Annotated in this window: 18 protein-coding genes; 8 read left to right on the plus strand and 10 right to left on the minus strand. The window is 66.7% G+C overall.

The genetic code is table 11. The features are described 5' to 3' along the window. Positions 1 to 216 precede the first annotated feature (216 nt). The 3 genes from QX108_RS04805 to QX108_RS04815 all read left to right on the plus strand — a co-directional run bounded on the left by QX108_RS04805 (position 217) and on the right by QX108_RS04815 (position 1,122). The gene (locus QX108_RS04805; RefSeq protein WP_172109503.1) at positions 217 to 450 is read left to right on the plus strand and encodes a DUF6894 family protein; all 234 of its coding nucleotides are present in this window, start codon (positions 217 to 219) and stop codon (positions 448 to 450) included. A gap of 14 nt (positions 451 to 464) precedes the next feature. After that, positions 465 to 626, plus strand: coding sequence for a hypothetical protein (locus QX108_RS04810; protein WP_172184744.1), 162 nt, complete (start codon positions 465 to 467; stop codon positions 624 to 626). Between the two features lie 100 nt (positions 627 to 726). Further along, positions 727 to 1,122, plus strand: coding sequence for a hypothetical protein (locus tag QX108_RS04815; protein ID WP_315720365.1), 396 nt, complete (start codon positions 727 to 729; stop codon positions 1,120 to 1,122). Positions 1,123 to 1,137: 15 nt separating this feature from the next. Here the strand turns inward: QX108_RS04815 and QX108_RS04820 are convergent, their stop codons facing one another. From QX108_RS04820 to QX108_RS04835, 4 genes are all read right to left on the minus strand, one after another. Then, positions 1,138 to 2,064: a glyoxylate/hydroxypyruvate reductase A gene (locus tag QX108_RS04820; protein WP_315779297.1), complete on the minus strand. Its 927-nt coding sequence runs from the start codon at positions 2,062 to 2,064 to the stop codon at positions 1,138 to 1,140. Beyond that, on the minus strand, positions 2,061 to 3,359 hold the full coding sequence (locus QX108_RS04825; protein WP_315779299.1) for an ArgE/DapE family deacylase: 1,299 nt from the start codon (positions 3,357 to 3,359) through the stop codon (positions 2,061 to 2,063). The genes QX108_RS04820 and QX108_RS04825 overlap by 4 nt, the downstream gene beginning before the upstream one ends. Before the next feature lie 37 nt (positions 3,360 to 3,396). Next, positions 3,397 to 4,686: a 4-aminobutyrate--2-oxoglutarate transaminase gene (gene gabT, locus QX108_RS04830; protein WP_315779301.1), complete on the minus strand. Its 1,290-nt coding sequence runs from the start codon at positions 4,684 to 4,686 to the stop codon at positions 3,397 to 3,399. A gap of 130 nt (positions 4,687 to 4,816) precedes the next feature. After that, positions 4,817 to 5,704 (minus strand): LysR substrate-binding domain-containing protein, encoded by an 888-nt coding sequence (locus QX108_RS04835; protein ID WP_315779302.1) that lies wholly within the window; start codon positions 5,702 to 5,704, stop codon positions 4,817 to 4,819. Positions 5,705 to 6,090: 386 nt separating this feature from the next. Here QX108_RS04835 and QX108_RS04840 point away from each other — a divergent pair, with 386 nt between their 5' ends. Beyond that, entirely contained in the window at positions 6,091 to 6,336 is a 246-nt protein-coding gene (locus QX108_RS04840) for a hypothetical protein (RefSeq protein ID WP_315720370.1), read from the plus strand. A 61-nt stretch (positions 6,337 to 6,397) separates the two neighbouring features. Here QX108_RS04840 and QX108_RS04845 read toward each other — a convergent pair whose 3' ends face one another. Together QX108_RS04845 and QX108_RS04850 are read right to left on the minus strand one after the other, a co-directional pair. Then, complete coding sequence (locus tag QX108_RS04845; protein ID WP_315779304.1) at positions 6,398 to 6,988, minus strand: NAD(P)H-dependent oxidoreductase; 591 nt, start codon at positions 6,986 to 6,988, stop codon at positions 6,398 to 6,400. Positions 6,989 to 7,135: 147 nt separating this feature from the next. Further along, on the minus strand, positions 7,136 to 7,393 hold the full coding sequence (locus QX108_RS04850; RefSeq protein ID WP_246739045.1) for a hypothetical protein: 258 nt from the start codon (positions 7,391 to 7,393) through the stop codon (positions 7,136 to 7,138). 338 nt (positions 7,394 to 7,731) lie between these two features. Here QX108_RS04850 and QX108_RS04855 point away from each other — a divergent pair, with 338 nt between their 5' ends. Further along, on the plus strand, positions 7,732 to 8,199 hold the full coding sequence (locus tag QX108_RS04855; protein WP_315720372.1) for a hypothetical protein: 468 nt from the start codon (positions 7,732 to 7,734) through the stop codon (positions 8,197 to 8,199). 1,118 nt (positions 8,200 to 9,317) lie between these two features. Here QX108_RS04855 and QX108_RS04860 read toward each other — a convergent pair. Both QX108_RS04860 and QX108_RS04865 read right to left on the minus strand, forming a co-directional pair. Beyond that, positions 9,318 to 9,575 carry a hypothetical protein gene (locus QX108_RS04860; protein WP_315720373.1) on the minus strand — a complete coding sequence of 86 codons (258 nt, stop codon included), beginning with the start codon at positions 9,573 to 9,575 and terminating at the stop codon, positions 9,318 to 9,320. Positions 9,576 to 9,635: 60 nt separating this feature from the next. After that, entirely contained in the window at positions 9,636 to 10,676 is a 1,041-nt protein-coding gene (locus QX108_RS04865) for a DUF2778 domain-containing protein (RefSeq protein ID WP_315720374.1), read from the minus strand. 225 nt (positions 10,677 to 10,901) lie between these two features. Between QX108_RS04865 and QX108_RS04870 the strand changes: the two genes are divergently transcribed. The 3 genes from QX108_RS04870 to QX108_RS04880 all read left to right on the plus strand — a co-directional run bounded on the left by QX108_RS04870 (position 10,902) and on the right by QX108_RS04880 (position 14,037). Further along, complete coding sequence (locus QX108_RS04870) at positions 10,902 to 11,336, plus strand: DUF1810 domain-containing protein (RefSeq protein ID WP_315779307.1); 435 nt, start codon at positions 10,902 to 10,904, stop codon at positions 11,334 to 11,336. Between the two features lie 165 nt (positions 11,337 to 11,501). Beyond that, positions 11,502 to 11,747: a hypothetical protein gene (locus QX108_RS04875; RefSeq protein ID WP_172109516.1), complete on the plus strand. Its 246-nt coding sequence runs from the start codon at positions 11,502 to 11,504 to the stop codon at positions 11,745 to 11,747. A gap of 193 nt (positions 11,748 to 11,940) precedes the next feature. Further along, on the plus strand, positions 11,941 to 14,037 hold the full coding sequence (locus QX108_RS04880) for a PAS domain-containing sensor histidine kinase (protein ID WP_315779309.1): 2,097 nt from the start codon (positions 11,941 to 11,943) through the stop codon (positions 14,035 to 14,037). A 29-nt stretch (positions 14,038 to 14,066) separates the two neighbouring features. Here the strand turns inward: QX108_RS04880 and abc-f are convergent, their stop codons facing one another. Both abc-f and QX108_RS04890 read right to left on the minus strand, forming a co-directional pair. Beyond that, positions 14,067 to 15,689, minus strand: coding sequence for a ribosomal protection-like ABC-F family protein (gene abc-f / locus QX108_RS04885; protein WP_315720376.1), 1,623 nt, complete (start codon positions 15,687 to 15,689; stop codon positions 14,067 to 14,069). A 102-nt stretch (positions 15,690 to 15,791) separates the two neighbouring features. After that, positions 15,792 to 16,250: a hypothetical protein gene (locus QX108_RS04890; RefSeq protein ID WP_172132090.1), complete on the minus strand. Its 459-nt coding sequence runs from the start codon at positions 16,248 to 16,250 to the stop codon at positions 15,792 to 15,794. Positions 16,251 to 16,471: the final 221 nt, after the last annotated feature.

A 16,471-nucleotide genomic window follows, 5' to 3' on the forward strand; every position in this document is an offset into this window, starting at 1 on the left:
GCGGTGCTCCTATCGCCCTGGAATTCGCCGTTAACCACGACGCGCGCGATGAGTTCCAGAATCGCGCAATTGTGTGATTCCGGTCACGGCAGATGCGGTTCCAAAAGGCAACACTGCGCCCGTAATTTACCTTACGTGCTCAATCGTAATTTCGCGCAGCGCGCTGCGCTGCTAGTTGTGAGATAGATTCGAGCGATGGTGGCTGAGGAGCGAGACATGACACAGGTCTTCTTTCATTGCTCCAACGACGATGAGATCCTGATCGACCGGCGTGGAACCGCGGTCCTCGATCTCTCCGAAGCGCGCGACCACGCGACGCGCGTGATGCACGCACTGATTTCGGCAGAGAGCGAGGAGGACTGGCGCGACTGGGTGCTTCACGTCGCCGATGACCTCGACGAGGAGATCTTCGCGGTGCCGTTCTCATCCATCCTCGGCCGTATGCATTGAGATCGAGGCCCGTGATGTTCGCGTCTGGAAATCTCCGCCTGGCTGCGTTGCGCGATCGCTGGAAGAGCTTCTTCGCGCTGGTCAGCGATCCCTACCGTCCCGAGCGCTACTACATGCGCGGCCCCGGCCCGAAATGGCGCGCCAAGTACGGAACCCGCCGTGTGACGCAGAGCTGACGCACTCGTCGGCCGCCCACGCAGCGGGTCGTCCCCAACCGCATTCTTCTCGCCACATTTGTCCTTCATTTCGGCGGCGGTGAGACGAAGGGGACATCGCATGACCAGAATGCTGGCCACAACGGCGCTTGCAATCACACTCATGACATCTGCCTTGATGCCGTCAGCGCGAGCCGACGAGCATCGCGGCGGTGATGCTGCGCTCGGCGCCTTGTCGGGCGCCGTCGTGTTCGGTCCGGTCGGCGCTGTCGCAGGCGCCGTGGTCGGCTACACCGCCGGCCCTTCCATCGCCCGCTCCTGGGGCTTCCGACGCTCGCGCGCAGCCCGCTCCCAGCAGGTCCGTCGTCCGGTCCGCGACAGCCAGGCGGCAATGGTTGACTCCGCGCAGCCGCCGCAGGCGGCGCCGCGCAGCGCACCGTCGCAACCGAGGACAGCCGCCGCCGCGCCGCCGGCCCCGCGCGGCCCCGTCGCACCGCCGGTGCAGACGCTCGAATAGACCCCGCGCGGCGGCTCAATAGCCGCGAGCGCGATCGACGACGTTGAGCAGCGGCTCGCCGCGCAGCAGCCGCCGGGCGTTCTCGGCGACCTGCCGCGCAATCGTCTCCCAGGACGCGATCGCCGCCATGTGCGGCGTCACCAGCACGCCCGGCTCGCGCCACAGCGGGTGGTCCGCGGGCAGCGGCTCCTGCTCGAACACGTCGAGCACGGCACCGCGCAGATGACCGCTGCGGATGAGCGCGACCATGTCGTCCATCACGAGGTGCTCGCCGCGGCTGCACAGGATCAGCGCGGCGCCCTTCGGCAACCGGCTCAGACGCGCCGCATCGAGCAGCCCGACCGTCGACGGCGTGAGCGGCAGCAGCGAGACCAGGATATCGGCCTCGCTGAGGAAGTCATCGAGCGCATCGGCACCGCTGAACGTCCTCACGCCGTCGAGCTGCTTGGGCGAGCGCGACCACGCGCTGACAGCGTAGCCGAGCGCGACGAGACGGAGCGCGGCGTCGGAGCCGAGCGCCCCGAGCCCGAGAATGCCGACCCTGCAATCCCCGGCCGCACGCTGCTCGTAGCGGCGCCAGAGGCCGTCACGCGCATTGCCGATCACGCGGTCGAAATCGCGATGAAAATACAGCGTGCTCCACAGCACGAACTCGGTCATCGCCGAGGTGATGTCGGGATCGACGATCCGGCACAACGGCACATCGGGAACGGCCGGGTCGGACAGGATGTTGTCGACGCCGGCGGCGATCGAGTGGATCAGCCGCAGCTTCGGCATCGCCGCGAGCGCGCCGGGCTCCGGCTTCCAGCACACCGCGAGCTCCGCGTCGCGTGCGGCGGGCTCCGGCCAGGATGCGACGGTCACGCCCGGCAGCTCGCGCGCGAGCACCGCCTTCATCGGATCCATCAGCCCCGGGCGGCTGAGAAGTGCAACGCTGATCATGCCGGCCGTAGCCCGCACCATTGCGCGACGAACATCGCAATGGAGAGCGTCGTCTTGCGCACGCTGTCGAGATCGACGCGCTCGTCGAACGCGTGCGGACCGATGCCGTAGGGGCCGTAGCACAGCGCCGGAATGCCGTAGTCGACCGTGTAGTAACGCGTGTCGTTGACCGCCGTGGACAGCCGCACGTCCAATGGCTTTTCGAACACCCGCGCATGAACCTCGGCGAGCGCGGCCTCGGCAGCGCTGCCGGGCTCGCAGACGGCGGGATCGGCCTGGAAGCCGCTCCACACCAGCTCGACCGGATTCTCCGACAGGAAACTATCCGTCGCCTGCGCCTCGGCGAGGCACTGTTCGATGCCGGCCATGGCCTGTGCCGGCGTTTCGCCGGGCAGCACGCCGAGGCGGCAATCGAGATCGCACCAGGCCGGCGTCGAGCTCGCCCAGTCGCCGCCCTTGATGATGCCGACGTTGAACTTGATCGGATCCTTCACGCCTGAGAACCACGCGTTCGACTTGGCGCGCGCGTTGATTTCCTTGGTGTGCTCCTGGAAGGCGCGGATCAGATGCATCGCCGAGAGAATGGCGTTGGTGCCGGTCTCAGCATAGGCGACGTGCACCGGCGTGCCGCGCACGCGCAGGCGAAACCAGATCGCGCCGACCTGGGCGCGGGTCAGCGTGTGGCCGGTCGGCTCCGGGATCAGGCAAGCATCAGCCGTATAGCCGCGCATCAGGGTCGAGAGCGCGCCGTTGCCGGTGCTCTCCTCCTCGGTCACGGTCTCCAGGTGAATGCGCCCGTCCGGCACGAAGCCGGCGGCCTTGATGGCATCGAGCGCGAAGATCATCGCGGAGACGCCGGCCTTCATGTCCTGCGCGCCGCGGCCGATCATCCAGCCGTCGCGCACGATGGCTTCATAGGGCGCGTCGCTCCAGAGGTCGGTCGGTCCCTCCGGCACGACGTCGATGTGGCCCTGCAAGATCAGGCTGCGGCCCTTGCCCTCGCCGTCGAGCGTCGCCACCACTTGCTTGGAGCCGTCGAGCGCAATGCTGTCCATCGGCGCGGCCTTCGGATGCCGCATCAGGTCGACGTCGGCGAGGTTGAAGCGGTCGACCTTGTAGCCGCGCGCTTCGAACTCCTTCGCCAGCCAGTCCTGCACCGGCGCTTCCTCGCCGCGCAGGCTGCGAAACTGCACCAGTTGCTGCAGGAAGGCGACCTGCTGCTTGAAGTTGGCATCCACAGCGGCGGCGAGCCGCTCCATCACATCGTTCGGCACAGCCGCCGCAGTTTCAGTCACGCAAAGCCTCCAGCCTTCCCAACTCACCCTGCCCGCGTCACGCGGCCAGGCATTTCTCCAGGATCGCCAGCCCTTCGTCCACGATCGCGTCCGACGCCGTCAACGGCACGAGAATGCGGATGGTGCTCGCAGTCACGCCGCAGGATAGCAGAATCAGTCCGTTCTCGTGCGCCACGCGGGTCACGCGCTTGGTCATCTCGGCATCCGGCTCGTCGCTGCCACGCTGCTTGAGAATATCGAATGCAACCATCGCGCCAGGACCGCGCGGCCCGGAAACCGGAACCAGATTGTTGGCGCGCGAGAAGCGCTCGATCGCCGCCCTCAGCCGCTCGCCGATCGCATTGGCGCGGTCGAGCAGCTTCTCCTGCTCGAACACGTCGAGCACGGCGAGCGCCGCGGCGCAGGCCAGCGGATTGCCGCCATAGGTGCCGCCGAGGCCGCCCGGCTCCGCGGCATCCATGATCGCGGCGCGGCCGATCACGCCGGACAGCGGCATGCCGCCGGCGAGGCTCTTGGCGACGCAGATCAGGTCCGGCTGCACGTCGTAATGCTCCATCGCGAACATCTTGCCGGTGCGGCCGAAGCCGGTCTGCACCTCGTCGGCGATCAGCACGATGCCATGGGCGTCGCAGATCCGGCGCAGGCCGCGCATCAGCTCCGGCGGCGCCTGGTGGAAACCGCCCTCGCCCTGCACCGGCTCGATGATGATCGCCGCGACCTGCGAGGCGTCGATGTCGGCCTTGAAGATGAAGTTGATGTAGGACAGCGTGTCCTCGACGGAGACGTTGCTGCCGGCGATCGGGAACGGCGCGTGCCAGACGCCTGGCAGCGGCGGCCCGAACGGCTTCTTGTAGGGCATCACCTTGCCGGTCATGGCGTTGGCGAGCGCGGTGCGGCCGTGGAAGGCGCCGGTGAAGGCGATGATCCCGCTACGTCCCGTGGCGGCGCGCGCGATCTTGATGGCGTTCTCGGTCGCCTCCGCGCCGGTCGTCAGCAGGATCGACTTCGCCGGCCCCGAAATCGGCGCCAGCGCATTGAGCCGCTCGCTCAAGCGAACATAAGGCTCGTATTGCAGCACCTGGAAGCAGGTGTGCGTGAAGCGGTCGAGCTGGGCGCGGATCGCGGCCACGATGTGCGGATGGCAATGGCCGGTGTTGAGCACGGCGATGCCGCCGGCGAAGTCGACATAGCGCTTGCCTTCGACGTCCCAGACCTCGCTGTTGAGAGCGCGGTCGGCAAACAGCGGCGTCGCGTAGCTCACGCCCCTGACCACGGCATCGTGTCGTCGCGCCAGCAGTTCTTCATTCGCAGCCAATTTCGCTACCATGGCTCACCTCTCGTGCGGGATTTGAGCAGCAGGCTAGGCCAGGCAGCGGCGTGATCAATCAGCTTGTTCCGCCCGACAGGTGACTTCAAGGCACCAAACAGCAAGGCACCAGACAGCCACCGATGCGCCGCTACGGAGCCAGCACCTTCTTCAGCCAGGCGCGGAGCGCCACGATGGCAGGCTCGTCCCAGCGCTCCCTGAGCGCGACGAGCTGATAGGCGCCCATGTGAACCGTCGACGGCAACACCTCGATCAGCGCGCCGCTGCGGATGTCCTCCGCGACCAGCACCTCGTTGGCGAGGGCGACGCCCTGCCCGATGCGCGCCGCCTCGATCGCCAGATGCGCATGCCACAGCCGCTGGCCGCGCAAGCTGATCGGCTGGTCCAGTCCCGCCAGTTCGAACCAGCGCTCCCATTGCGCGGTGGACTCCTCGTGGATCAGCGAGGCCTTGGCGAGGCCCGTGAGCGCCGCGATCGCCGGGAAGCGCGCCAGATAGGCCGGGCTTGCGACGGGAAACACGCGCGGCCGCACCAGCGCCTCGGCCATCACGCTGCCGTTCGGCTCGATCGCCTCGGCATAGACGATCTCGGCGTCGGCCTCGCCGCGCGGCAGGTCCGGGTGCGACAAGGTCGGCTGCAGGTTGATGTCCCAGTTGCGCGGCGGTCCGCTCAGCTCGGGCAGCCGCGCCAGCAGCCGCCGGTTGGCGAGGCCGGGAATGCACCAGATGTTCAGGGTCGGTCGCGCCGCCGGCCGCACTTGCGTGGTGGCCCGGGCGATGATGTCGAACGCCTGGGTGACCTCGGCATGGAACTGGCGTCCGGCCTCGGTGAGCGCCAGGCCCCGGCCCTCGGCGCGCACCAGCGCCACACCCAGGCTGCGCTGCAGGTTCTGCAGATGGCGGGACACGACGGTGTGGCTGACGGCGAGCTCGTCGCCGGCGGCGCGCACGCTGCCCTTGCGGCCGACGGCCTCGAAGGCACGCAGCGCGATGAGAGAGGGCAGTCGGGGTCGCGTCATGATCGCACAATTGTCAGCCTGCGCGATCCACGCCCTCGCCCGCTCTTGCAGCGAACCGCCACGATCTGTCGTTGCCGCGGCTGATGTCGGAGCGCCGGCCACCTTGGCGACGTCCGTTGACCGAACGCAGCCGCCCCGGTCGGAGGGCTGCGTGGCGATGAGGGCGCTCACGCGCGTCAGCTCCGCTCTTAGCCCCAGCAATGCGGCGGCGCCAGCCTAGATGATGCCACAGTCCGGGGTCCACCAGCCCAACCAGGCAGGCGGGTTAACGTCGAGGAAGCCTCGGCAAACAATCGTTAGCCGTCGGACTGGGACCAGAAGATTTTGCCTAAATGTTTCCACAATCCAACTTTGAATCGGCGGTGCTTCGAGCAGGAGAACCCCACATGCGGATCACCCCCGTGATCTTCGTCGGTTCGCTGGCTGCCATCGTCGCCACGGCAGCTCCCGCACTGGCGAAGAATTCCCAGACGGCCAGGGCGGACGAACAATCCGCCTCGACAACGCCGTGCCGCGCCTACCAGCAAGACCCTGATGGAACCTGGAAGGAGCTGCCCTGCCAGGGGCAGACGGCGGCCGCGCCGCGGCGCCAGCAGTCGGTGACCAACACGCCGAGCAACGCCGCGCGCTAGCTGGACGCAAGTTGGCCGGCGCGCGCGCCCCGCGCTCCGGCTTGCATCGAGATCGCAGCGCTCAATAAGGCGGCGCCTTGCGCGCCCGCTGTTCCCGGCCGGCTTCGACCCACCACAACAGATCGTCGGCAAAGCGCGGAAACGCGCGCGCCAGCGACTGACCCGCATCGCCCGTAGGCTTGCCGTCGGTCGAGAGCGCCTGTCCGATCGGGCCCACCGCGAGCGTGCTCGACACCACGACCATGCCCATCTCCGACAACGTGCCGTGCCAGGCGGTGGCGGCGCGCGCCCCGGACAGCCGGCCAGCCGAGTAGCTCGCGATCGCCGCCGGGCGCCAGAACCATTCCTCGAGGAAGTGATCGGTGAGATTCTTGAGCCCCGGCTGCATGCCCCAATTGTATTCGCCGGTCACGAACACGAAGCCGTCGGCCGCGCGGATCTTGGCCGCGAGTTCGGTCATGGCCGCCGGCGCCTCGCCCCGCTCGTATTCCTTGTACATGCGGTCGAGCATCGGCAGGCCGACCGCCTTGGCGTCGATCAGCTCGACGTCCTGTCCCTTGTCGCGCAGCCCATCGACGAGGAATTGCGCGAGCCGGATGCCCATCCGGTCGGAGCGGTAGGAGCCGTAGAGGACAAGGATGCGGGTGCTCATGGCGGTCAACTCCTGGCCGGATGATCCGTGCCAGTCTACCACGCCCACATTGTCATCGAAGCATCGGTATCATCGAAGATCGGCATGACGCCGCGGGTCGGTCCCCAGCCAACCGGCGGCGCGTCGTTGTCGAAGCTGGCGGGGACGCTAGCGCGTCACCGTGGCCGAGGCCGAGCGTTCGGACGGGCGGCCGAACACGCTGCGGCAGCCGTCGCTGAGGCTGGCGCGCTGCTTCATCATGCAGGCGATGATGCGGTCGCGGTCGGGAATCTCGGACGAGCACAGCCGAAAAACGTCACCGGTGCACAGCCGCCGCTGGTCGTCCTCGGTAAAGGCGTGGCCCGCGCGCGGGCTGGCGACCATGGCCAGCGCAAGCCCTGCCATTGCCACATTCAAGTTCCGCATCCTGAACAGATGAGTTCGCATCAGTGTCCCCAATTCGCCCGCTGTTTGTCCGGTTCACCCGCTGCTCTCGCATTGCCGCGAAGCAGTTGCCGCCGCAGAATCGAATGATGACACGTCGCTGCGCGCCTTCAACAAGCGCGCGTCTCGCTGCACCACTATTTTGCCGGCTGTTGCATCTTCGACTCCCACGCCGTCGCCGGAACCTGTGAGGCGCCGCCAAATTGTCATTAGGCGAACGCAATCCGGCCCAGCGGCGCTCACACTCTCGCGGCGTAGTGACGACGAACCGATGGTGCTTCGGGCCATCGTCCCCAGAGTCGATGGTTGGGAGTTGAGTCATGGCGTACACGATGATCGCCGAGCGGGAGTCGCAGAAGATCCGCAAGCAGCGCGAAAGCGCGCTGATCGTGATCGCCAATGCGCAGGTGATGGAGGCCGAAGGCTGGCAGGTCGTCATCACCGACGAGGACGGCAACACCCTGCCGCTCGCCGATTTCGAAGCCACCCTCACCCAGAAATTTTCGTCCTGGTACAAGGCCAAGTCGCGGCCGGTGGTCCCGACCACGATCCCGGGGCCGAACCTGTTCGGCGAGCCCGCTGCCGACGCCGCCGAGCCGGAAGCCGTGGTGGCGGCCGAGCTTGCCGCCGAGCAGGTCGAGACAGCGGCGGCCGCCGGGGGCGATGAGGCCGAGGTGCAGGAGATCGCCGAGGACGATTTCGAGACGGCCGAGACAGCGAATGGCGCCCCCGCCGAGAAGGTCGAGCGCGACGAGATCGTGATCGAGGCCGAGGCGATGGCCGACTAGCAATATGGCCGCGCCGCAGCGCCCCCGGCGATGTCGCGCTTCGTAGACGAATCGAGCGGCAGCCCCACAGCCTGGCCGATGCCCGTCGGGCGACTCAGCGCGAATTCTCCCACCACCATCGCGCATCCCGGGGGGAGCGACCCTGAATCCGGGATTCCCGCAAACACAATTTTCTCCATACGGATCAAGCTGATTTGGTCTGTCCAGTCCCGCCGTTGAAAATATTCTGCTTTTCCTAACTCCAAATCGATGCTCTTGTCGCGTCATCTCCCGCTCGCAGGAGGGGCGGTTCGCGGTCGTCACGGACGTGGAGCGGGAGGAGCGGTGGACGCGATGGCAGCGCAGCGCATCTTGCGCCGACGAACGCTGGCGTCGCGTACGGTCAAGTCGCGTGGTCCTGGCATCCCGACGCTGATGCCCCCGCGGTGGCGCGCCCAAAGCGCGTCATCGTGCACGGTGACCAGAACGCCCGGCGCACCGGGGAGCGCGCGAAGCAGCCGTGAAGACCATCGCGCGGGGAATGCCGGTTGTCGGCTGAACCTGTGGTGACTGCCGCCTGCTTTTTTTCTGCAGGCGGGCCATGGGTTGCGGCCAGCAGCCCGGCATTCCCCGCGCCCTCTGTTCATGACGAGGGCAAAACGAACGGATCACTCGGACGCCGCGCGTTGCGAGAACGCGGGAGCATGCGCACATGTCGCAAGTTCTGCGAGAGGTGAGGTCATGAGCGGAGCAACGCTTCCACAAACTCCCTGTCATTCCGGGGCGCGAGCCCGGAATCCATACGCCGCAGCAGAACTTGCGGAGCACGACGGAGCGATACGCCCGCCTCAATCTGCCACTCGTGGTTATGGATGCGCAGATGCGCAATTGCGCATCATAGCTCGCGCTTGCGCGCGCGCCCCGGCATCAAGAGGAGGCGAGATGGCACTCCACCTACCGCCGTCATGCCCGCGAAGGCGGGCATCCAGTACTCCGCGGCCCATCGAGGACTCACAGCCGCCTCTGGAATACTGGATCGCCCGGTCAAGCCGGGCGATGACGGTGAGTTTGGAGCGGGAGCGGAGGGTCAACGCAGGCAGAAGCAAGCAATGTCAGCCCCTGGCACCATCCCCCCACACTCACAACAGCTTGGCACTCACGAACAAGGTCCGCACCGCATTGGTCGCCTGCACCGTCATGATGGCGTTGTCGGCCGCGTCCTGCAGCGCCGCCATGGCCGTGTCGTGCAGCGACTTGAACTCCATCCATTCGACGGCGTTGAGGCTGGTGAGGAATTGATGCGCCTGCCCGACCGTCGAAATCACGACCGGCTTGCCGTTCACCTTGATGTTGAACGTTGTACGCAGACGCGTTTCCGACTTTGCGGGATCAATCATGAGGACCTTCCGGAAGATGCGACAGGCGGCGCCGCCGCGGTCGCGCCCGGTGACGATGCGTCACTCGGTCTTCTGCGCGGTCCGCGTCGGGGTGCCAGCCTCGAGCCCGACGACGACGACGAGTCGGTTGAACTCGCCGTCATCATACGCCTTCAGGAAGCGATCGTAATTCTTGATCGACACGCAGCCGTTCGAATCGCCCTCCGGACCCAGCATATAGGGGTGAGTCAGCAATCCGCTGCGGCCGAGCGTCGTGCCCTCGACGACGTTCATGCGCAGGGCGCGCACGCCGTGGAACGGCTTCTCGCGCGGCTTCAGGTCATAGGTGGCCGGCGGGGTCGCGCCAACCATGCGCTGATTGACGTGCTCGGGGTCGTCGCGCAGGTTGCCCATGCCGGAGTGAGCCTCGAGGCCGATGCCCGAGGGCAGATAGACCATCTTGGCCTTGATGTCGTAGACGGCCGTCTTTTCGTAGCCGAGCGCGCCGAGATCGACGCCGGAGCGCACGATGCCGCTATCGGGCCCGAGCGAGGCGAACTTGGTCGGGCTCGGCAACATGTCCGACAGCTTCTGCAGAATCGAGCGGTCATCGACGCGGCCGACCGCTTCGGGCGCACTGGCCGACACGAGGCTGGTCGGCAGGTTGGCCACCGATGGGCGCGGCCGCGGCAGCGGCACGCCCGGCGCGGGCATTGCGACCGTGTTGCCTTCCGTCAGGGTCGGCCGCCAGTCGCTGCCGTTGAGGTCACGCGCGCCGGCATCGCGCGACTCCATGCCTTTCACCAGCGCCGCCCGGGCGTCCAGCAGCTGGCGGTCGATGCCGCGCAAGGCGAAACGGTCGAGCGCCCGGATAGCGTCTTTTTCCGAATAGGCCGTCGCCGAGGCGGAAGCCGGCGCGAAGCGGGTCTCGAAGGTCATGGCGGGCGCGGCGGTCGCAGGAAGGGCGGCCGTGGCGACCGGCGGCTGCTCACTGGTCGCATCGATCCATGCCGCTGCGCCCGCCGCGATCGCCAGTGCTGCAAGCACGAGTGCGATCGCTTCGGAGCGCCCGAAGCGGCCTTGCGACAACAGAACGTCTACGCTTGCTTCACTGGAAGCCATCACGTCCCCGATATACCCCCCTTTTCGAGCACCCGTGGAAGGTGTCCGACCCCAAGGGGTACGATTCGACCCGTCATGACATAGGATGGCAAGAGTGCGGCATAATCTAGACAAAGACCAGCCCGGATTGCTCCGGCGCCGCCGCCGGAGTCGGGCGGATACACGACCGCTCCGGACCGGCAGGCCAATCGATTATTTAGATAATTCAGGTAGTTGGAGGAAATGATGAATGCCGATTGTCACGACCTCAACCGATTTGTCGACGCACAGAATTCGATATATTCGCGCGTGACCGCCGAACTTGCGGCGGGGCGGAAGCAAACCCACTGGATGTGGTTCATCTTTCCGCAGGTCGAAGGGCTGGGCCACTCCGCGATGGCGCAGCGCTATGCCATCCGCTCTCGCGCGGAGGCCGAGGCCTATCTCGATCATCCCGTGCTCGGACCGCGCCTGCGCGAATGCACCCGCCTCGTGCTGGCCGTGAGCAACAAATCGCTCCGCGCGATCCTCGGCTCGCCGGACGACATCAAGTTCAGATCCTGCATGACGTTGTTTGATTCGATCGCCCCGAACGCGGAGTTCGCGGCCGCGCTCGACCGCTCTTGCGATGGCGCGCGAGACCCCGAGACATTGGCCTTTCTGCAGCGCGGGATGCGATGAAGGCGGGCGCCTCGTCGAGCACGTCACACCGGCGTCACCGGTAGCATGCTGATGAGTTCACAGGCCGTGCAGCCGGATTTCGGGTGATAGCCGAACAGGAAACTTGATCGCGCCAAGATTTACGGCTCCCATCCGCCGCATTGTTCCCCCTGAGGAGACACGCTCATGAAGAAGTTTTTCCTGATTGCCGCGCTCGCGACCTTCGCCGCCGGTTCCGCCTTCGCCGAGGACAGCTGCGAGACCAAGGCCGTCGGCAAGGACGGCAAGGCGCTGGCCGGAGCGGCCAAGACCTCGTTCATGAAGAAGTGCATGGCCGAGAGCTGTGAGACCAAGGCGGTCGGCTCCGACGGCAAGAAGCTCTCCGGTGCCGCCAAGACCAGCTTCATGAAGAAGTGCGAGGCCGGCGGCTGACCCACGGGCGAGCGACGACACGAGCGCCCCGCCAAGACGCCGGCGGGGCTCGACAACCATCCCGCAAGTTCCATCAAAGGGGAGCGTACCGCAGGCGGCGTTGACATGGTATGTTGTCAGTCGATCTCCACATCGAGCTGCTCATGCCCCTTGCCCCCCTGCTGATCTTCAAACGTGCCGAGGCCCTTGCAGCGTGAGTTCCCCGGAGATCGAGGCGCTCCGCCGGCAACTGCAGGAGCTCGAAAGTGAGAATGCCCGGCTCAAGGCGCTGTTTGCCGCCGATGCCGGCAAGCGCGCACGGGCCGAGACGGCGCTGGCCGAGAGCGAGGAACGCTATCGGACGCTGTTCAACTCGATCGATGAAGGCTTCTGCATCATCGAGTTCTTCGACGGCCCGCATGGGCCGCTGAGCGACTACGTCCACGTCGAGGCCAATCCGGCCTATGCCCTGCATGCGGGCATCCCGAACGTGGTCGGGCAGAAGGTGCGGGAGATGGTGCCGGGCGAAGCCGACGGCTGGGTCGAGCTCTATGGCGGCGTGCTGCGCACCGGCGAGCCGATCCGCTTCGAGCGCGAACTCGTCGCCACCGGCCGCCACCTGGAGCTGGCCGCGTTTCGCGTCGAGCCCGCGACGAGGCGCCAGGTCGCGGTGCTCTTCCAGGACATCACCGCGCGCAAGCGCGCCGAAGCCGCGCTGCAGGAGATCAACGATACGCTGGAAGCGCGGGTCGTCGCGGCGCTCGCCGAGCGCAAGCTGCTCGCCGACATCGTCGAAGGCACCAATGCCTTCGTGCAGGTGGTGGACATGCAGTTCCGGCTGATCGCGATCAATGGCGCCGCCGTCCAGGAATTCCAGCGCATCTTCGGCGTCCAGCCCAAGGTGGGCGACCATCTGCTCGAGCTGTTCAAGGATCTTCCCGAGCACCAGGCCGCCGTCCGCGCCGTGTGGTCGCGCGCATTGGCAGGCGAGGAGTTCGTCGAGGTCGGCGAATTCGGCGATGGTAGCCGTGACCGTCGCTTCTATGAATTGCGCTTTTCGGTGTTGCGCGACGCGAGGGGTGAGCAGATCGGCGCCTATCAGTTCGCCTATGACGTGACGGAACGGCTGCGCGAGCAGGCGCGGCTGCGCGAAGCCGAGGAGGCTTTGCGACAGTCGCAGAAGATGGAGGCGGTCGGACAGCTGACCGGCGGCATCGCCCACGACTTCAACAATCTGCTGACCGGCATCATGGGCTCGCTGGAGATGCTGCAGACCCGCCTGCGCCAGGGCCGCTTCACCGAGGTCGACCGCTACGTCGCCGCAGCCCAGGGCGCCTCGAAGCGCGCGGCAGCGCTGACCCATCGCCTGCTCGCCTTCTCGCGCCGGCAGACGCTCGATCCCAAGCCAACCGACGTCAACCGGCTGGTGATGGGCATGGAGGAGCTGGTCCGCCGCACCGTCGGGCCGCAGATCCATCTGGAGGTCGTGACGGCCGCCGGGCTATGGCCGGCGCTGATCGACTCCTCGCAGCTCGAGAGCGCCCTGCTCAATCTCTGCATCAATGCCCGCGACGCGATGCCCGAGGGCGGCCGGATCACGATCGAGACGGCCAACAAATGGCTCGACGACCGCGCCGCGCGCGAGCGCGACCTGCCGGCGGGCCAATACATCTCGCTCTGCGTGACCGATACCGGCACCGGAATGACGCCCGACGTGATCGAGCACGCCTTCGATCCGTTCTTCACCACCAAGCCGATCGGCCAGGGCACCGGACTCGGCCTGTCGATGGTCTACGGCTTCGCACGCCAGTCGGGCGGCCAGGTGCGGATCTATTCGGAAATCGGCCAGGGCACCACGATGTGCCTCTATTTCCCGCGCCACTATGTCGGCGAAGCTGCCGCCGCGGATCCTGCCCGTGCGGCAATCGCGGCATCGGCTCCGACGGGCAAGACCATCCTCGTTGTCGACGACGAGCCGACGGTGCGCATGCTGGTGATGGAGGTGCTCGACGAGCGCGGCTATGCCGTCATCGAAGCCAAGGACGGACCGACCGGCCTTGCCGCCCTGCAATCCAATGGGCGCATCGACCTCCTCGTGACCGATGTCGGCCTGCCTGGCGGCATGAATGGCCGCCAGCTCGCCGATGCGGCGCGCGCCACCCGCGCCGATCTCAAGGTGCTGTTCATCACCGGCTATGCCGAGAACGCGATCCTGGGCAACGGCCAGCTCGCGCCAGGCATGCAGGTGCTGACAAAGCCGTTCGACGTCGAGGCGCTGGCCAGCCGCGTGTCAGAGATGATCGAGGGCTGAGCGCGTGATCGCGGCGGCGGCATCCGTGATCAGCTGCGCAGGCCCGGGGCCTCATGACCACTCCGGGCGACGTATTCGGTATAGCCGCCGCCATACTGGTGCAGCCCGTCCGGCGTCAGCTCGAGCACGCGGTTCGACAGCGCGGCCAGGAAGTGCCGGTCGTGCGAGACGAACAGCATGGTGCCCTCGAAGCTCGACAGCGCCGCGATCAGCATCTCCTTGGTCGCCATGTCCAGATGGTTGGTCGGCTCGTCCAGCACCAGGAAGTTCGGCGGATCGTAGAGCATCTTGGCCATCACCAGCCGCGCCTTCTCGCCGCCCGACAGCACCCGGCAGCGCTTCTCGACGTCGTCACCGGAGAAGCCGAAACAGCCGGCCAGCGCGCGCAGGGAGCCCTGGCCTGCCTGCGGAAAGGAATGCTCCAGCGACTCGAACACGGTCTCGTCGCCGTCCAGCAGATCCATCGCATGCTGCGCGAAGTAGCCCATCTTGACGCTGCCGCCGATCGTCACCGAGCCGTCGTCGGGCTCGGCCGTGCCGGTGACGAGCTTCAGCAAGGTCGACTTGCCGGCACCATTGACGCCCATCACGCACCAGCGCTCCCGGCGCCGGATCATGAAGTCGAGCCCCTCATAGATGCGGCGGCTGCCATAGCTCTTCGACACGTTCTTCAACGCGACGACATCCTCACCCGAGCGCGGCGCCGGCAGGAAGTCGAACGCCACGGCCTGGCGGCGCTTCGGCGGCTCGACGCGCTCGATCTTGTCGAGCTTCTTGACCCGGCTCTGCACCTGCGCCGCATGCGACGCCCGCGCCTTGAAACGCTCGATGAACTTGATCTCCTTGGCGAGCATCGCCTGCTGGCGCTCATATTGCGCCTGCTGCTGCTTCTCGTTCAGCGCCCGCTGCTGCTCGTAGAAGTCGTAGTCGCCGGAATAGGTCGTGAGCTGGCCGGCGTCGATCTCGATGACCTTGTTGATGATGCGGTTGATGAACTCGCGGTCGTGCGACGTCATCAACAGCGCGCCCTCGTAGCCCTTGAGGAAGTGCTCCAGCCAGATCAGGCTCTCAAGGTCGAGATGGTTCGACGGCTCGTCGAGCAGCATGACGTCGGGGCGCATCAGCAGGATGCGGGCGAGCGCGACGCGCATCTTCCAGCCGCCGGAGAGCAGGCCGACGTCCTTGTCCATCATCTCCTCGGAGAAGCCGAGGCCGGCCAGCGCCTCGCGGGCGCGGCTGTCGAGGGCGTAGCCGTCGAGCTCCTCGAACCGCGCCAGCACCTCGCCATAGCGGGCGATGATGTCGTCCATCTCGTCGGCACGATCGGGATCGGCCATGGCAGCCTCGAGCTCCTTGAGCTCGGCCGCGACCGACGACACCGGCCCTGCCCCGTCCATGACCTCTGCCACGGCGCTGCGGCCCGACATCTCGCCGACGTCCTGGTTGAAATAGCCGATCGAAATGCCGCGATCGGTCGAGACCTGGCCCTCATCCGGTTGGTCACGGCCCGAGATCATGCGGAACAGCGTCGACTTGCCGGCCCCATTGGGGCCGACGAGCCCGATCTTCTCGCCGCGCTGGAGGGCGGCGGAGGCTTCGATGAACAGGATCTGGTGGCCGACTTGCTTGCTGATGTTGTCGAGGCGGATCATGAGGGCTCAGGCGGTGGACGGGTTGCCGCCGCTCTTAGTCGATGCGCGCCGCCGGTGGAAGGCGCAATTTTGCACCGCAACTCACGCCCGAAACCCGCCCGCTCACCGCCCCTGTGGCCGGAAATCCTGGTTGCCGAACGGCTTGTCGGTCGGGATGCGAATGGCGACGTAGCCGCGATCCATCGTCGCGTGGCAGGCATTGCAGCCGGACGTCAGCTCGGTCACCGCGGAGGCGAAGCGCTTGCCATCCTTGGCGGCAATCGCATCGGAAATCGACTGGATCGGCTGGCTGAGGGTGGTCACGTTGTTCACCGGCAGACCCGAATAGAAGATCGCCGCGTCGGTCAGACTCTGCTTGAGCTGCGCGAGCTCGTAACCGGCAAGGTCCCAGTTCTTGGCCTGTCCGGCGAACCACAGCTTGGCGTGCCTGACCTGGATCAGATTCATGATGTCGCCGAGCCGCGGCAGATACTGGTCTGCGTTGGAGCGCGAGGGCGTCGCCGCGAGCGACACGACCGAACAGGCCAGCGCAACGCCGACAACCCACTTGCGATACGTCATTCGATCCCCCGCTTCTCAGATCCGAACCCCTGCCATCCAAGATGGACATACCGCTGTCCATATGCGCGGGACTTGCGATTGATCAAGAGCGGCCATTCCGGCCTGGACTTGGCCGACCACTCATCGAGAGGGCGCGACGAGTGCCGGCCTTCAAAACGAATGATCCGCCGAAGCGGCTGCTCCGGCGGATCATCATGTCAGCCCCTGCCCCGGGGTGTTGT

Source organism: Bradyrhizobium sp. SZCCHNR1002 (assembly GCF_032381435.1).
GTDB classification, from domain to species: domain Bacteria; phylum Pseudomonadota; class Alphaproteobacteria; order Rhizobiales; family Xanthobacteraceae; genus Bradyrhizobium; species Bradyrhizobium aeschynomenes.

Bases quoted from the DNA above. Each gene is read 5' to 3' on its own strand.
- QX108_RS04805 (WP_172109503.1), top strand. From the start codon at position 217: ATGACACAGGTCTTCTTTCATTGCTCCAACGACGATGAGATCCTGATC.
- QX108_RS04810 (WP_172184744.1), top strand. From the start codon at position 465: ATGTTCGCGTCTGGAAATCTCCGCCTGGCTGCGTTGCGCGATCGCTGG.
- QX108_RS04815 (WP_315720365.1), top strand. From the start codon at position 727: ATGACCAGAATGCTGGCCACAACGGCGCTTGCAATCACACTCATGACA.
- QX108_RS04820 (WP_315779297.1), bottom strand. From the start codon at position 2,064: ATGATCAGCGTTGCACTTCTCAGCCGCCCGGGGCTGATGGATCCGATG.
- gabT (WP_315779301.1), bottom strand. From the start codon at position 4,686: ATGGTAGCGAAATTGGCTGCGAATGAAGAACTGCTGGCGCGACGACAC.
- QX108_RS04835 (WP_315779302.1), bottom strand. From the start codon at position 5,704: ATGACGCGACCCCGACTGCCCTCTCTCATCGCGCTGCGTGCCTTCGAG.
- QX108_RS04840 (WP_315720370.1), top strand. From the start codon at position 6,091: ATGCGGATCACCCCCGTGATCTTCGTCGGTTCGCTGGCTGCCATCGTC.
- QX108_RS04845 (WP_315779304.1), bottom strand. From the start codon at position 6,988: ATGAGCACCCGCATCCTTGTCCTCTACGGCTCCTACCGCTCCGACCGG.
- QX108_RS04850 (WP_246739045.1), bottom strand. From the start codon at position 7,393: ATGCGGAACTTGAATGTGGCAATGGCAGGGCTTGCGCTGGCCATGGTC.
- QX108_RS04855 (WP_315720372.1), top strand. From the start codon at position 7,732: ATGGCGTACACGATGATCGCCGAGCGGGAGTCGCAGAAGATCCGCAAG.
- QX108_RS04860 (WP_315720373.1), bottom strand. From the start codon at position 9,575: ATGATTGATCCCGCAAAGTCGGAAACGCGTCTGCGTACAACGTTCAAC.
- QX108_RS04865 (WP_315720374.1), bottom strand. From the start codon at position 10,676: ATGGCTTCCAGTGAAGCAAGCGTAGACGTTCTGTTGTCGCAAGGCCGC.
- QX108_RS04870 (WP_315779307.1), top strand. From the start codon at position 10,902: ATGAATGCCGATTGTCACGACCTCAACCGATTTGTCGACGCACAGAAT.
- QX108_RS04875 (WP_172109516.1), top strand. From the start codon at position 11,502: ATGAAGAAGTTTTTCCTGATTGCCGCGCTCGCGACCTTCGCCGCCGGT.
- abc-f (WP_315720376.1), bottom strand. From the start codon at position 15,689: ATGATCCGCCTCGACAACATCAGCAAGCAAGTCGGCCACCAGATCCTG.
- QX108_RS04890 (WP_172132090.1), bottom strand. From the start codon at position 16,250: ATGACGTATCGCAAGTGGGTTGTCGGCGTTGCGCTGGCCTGTTCGGTC.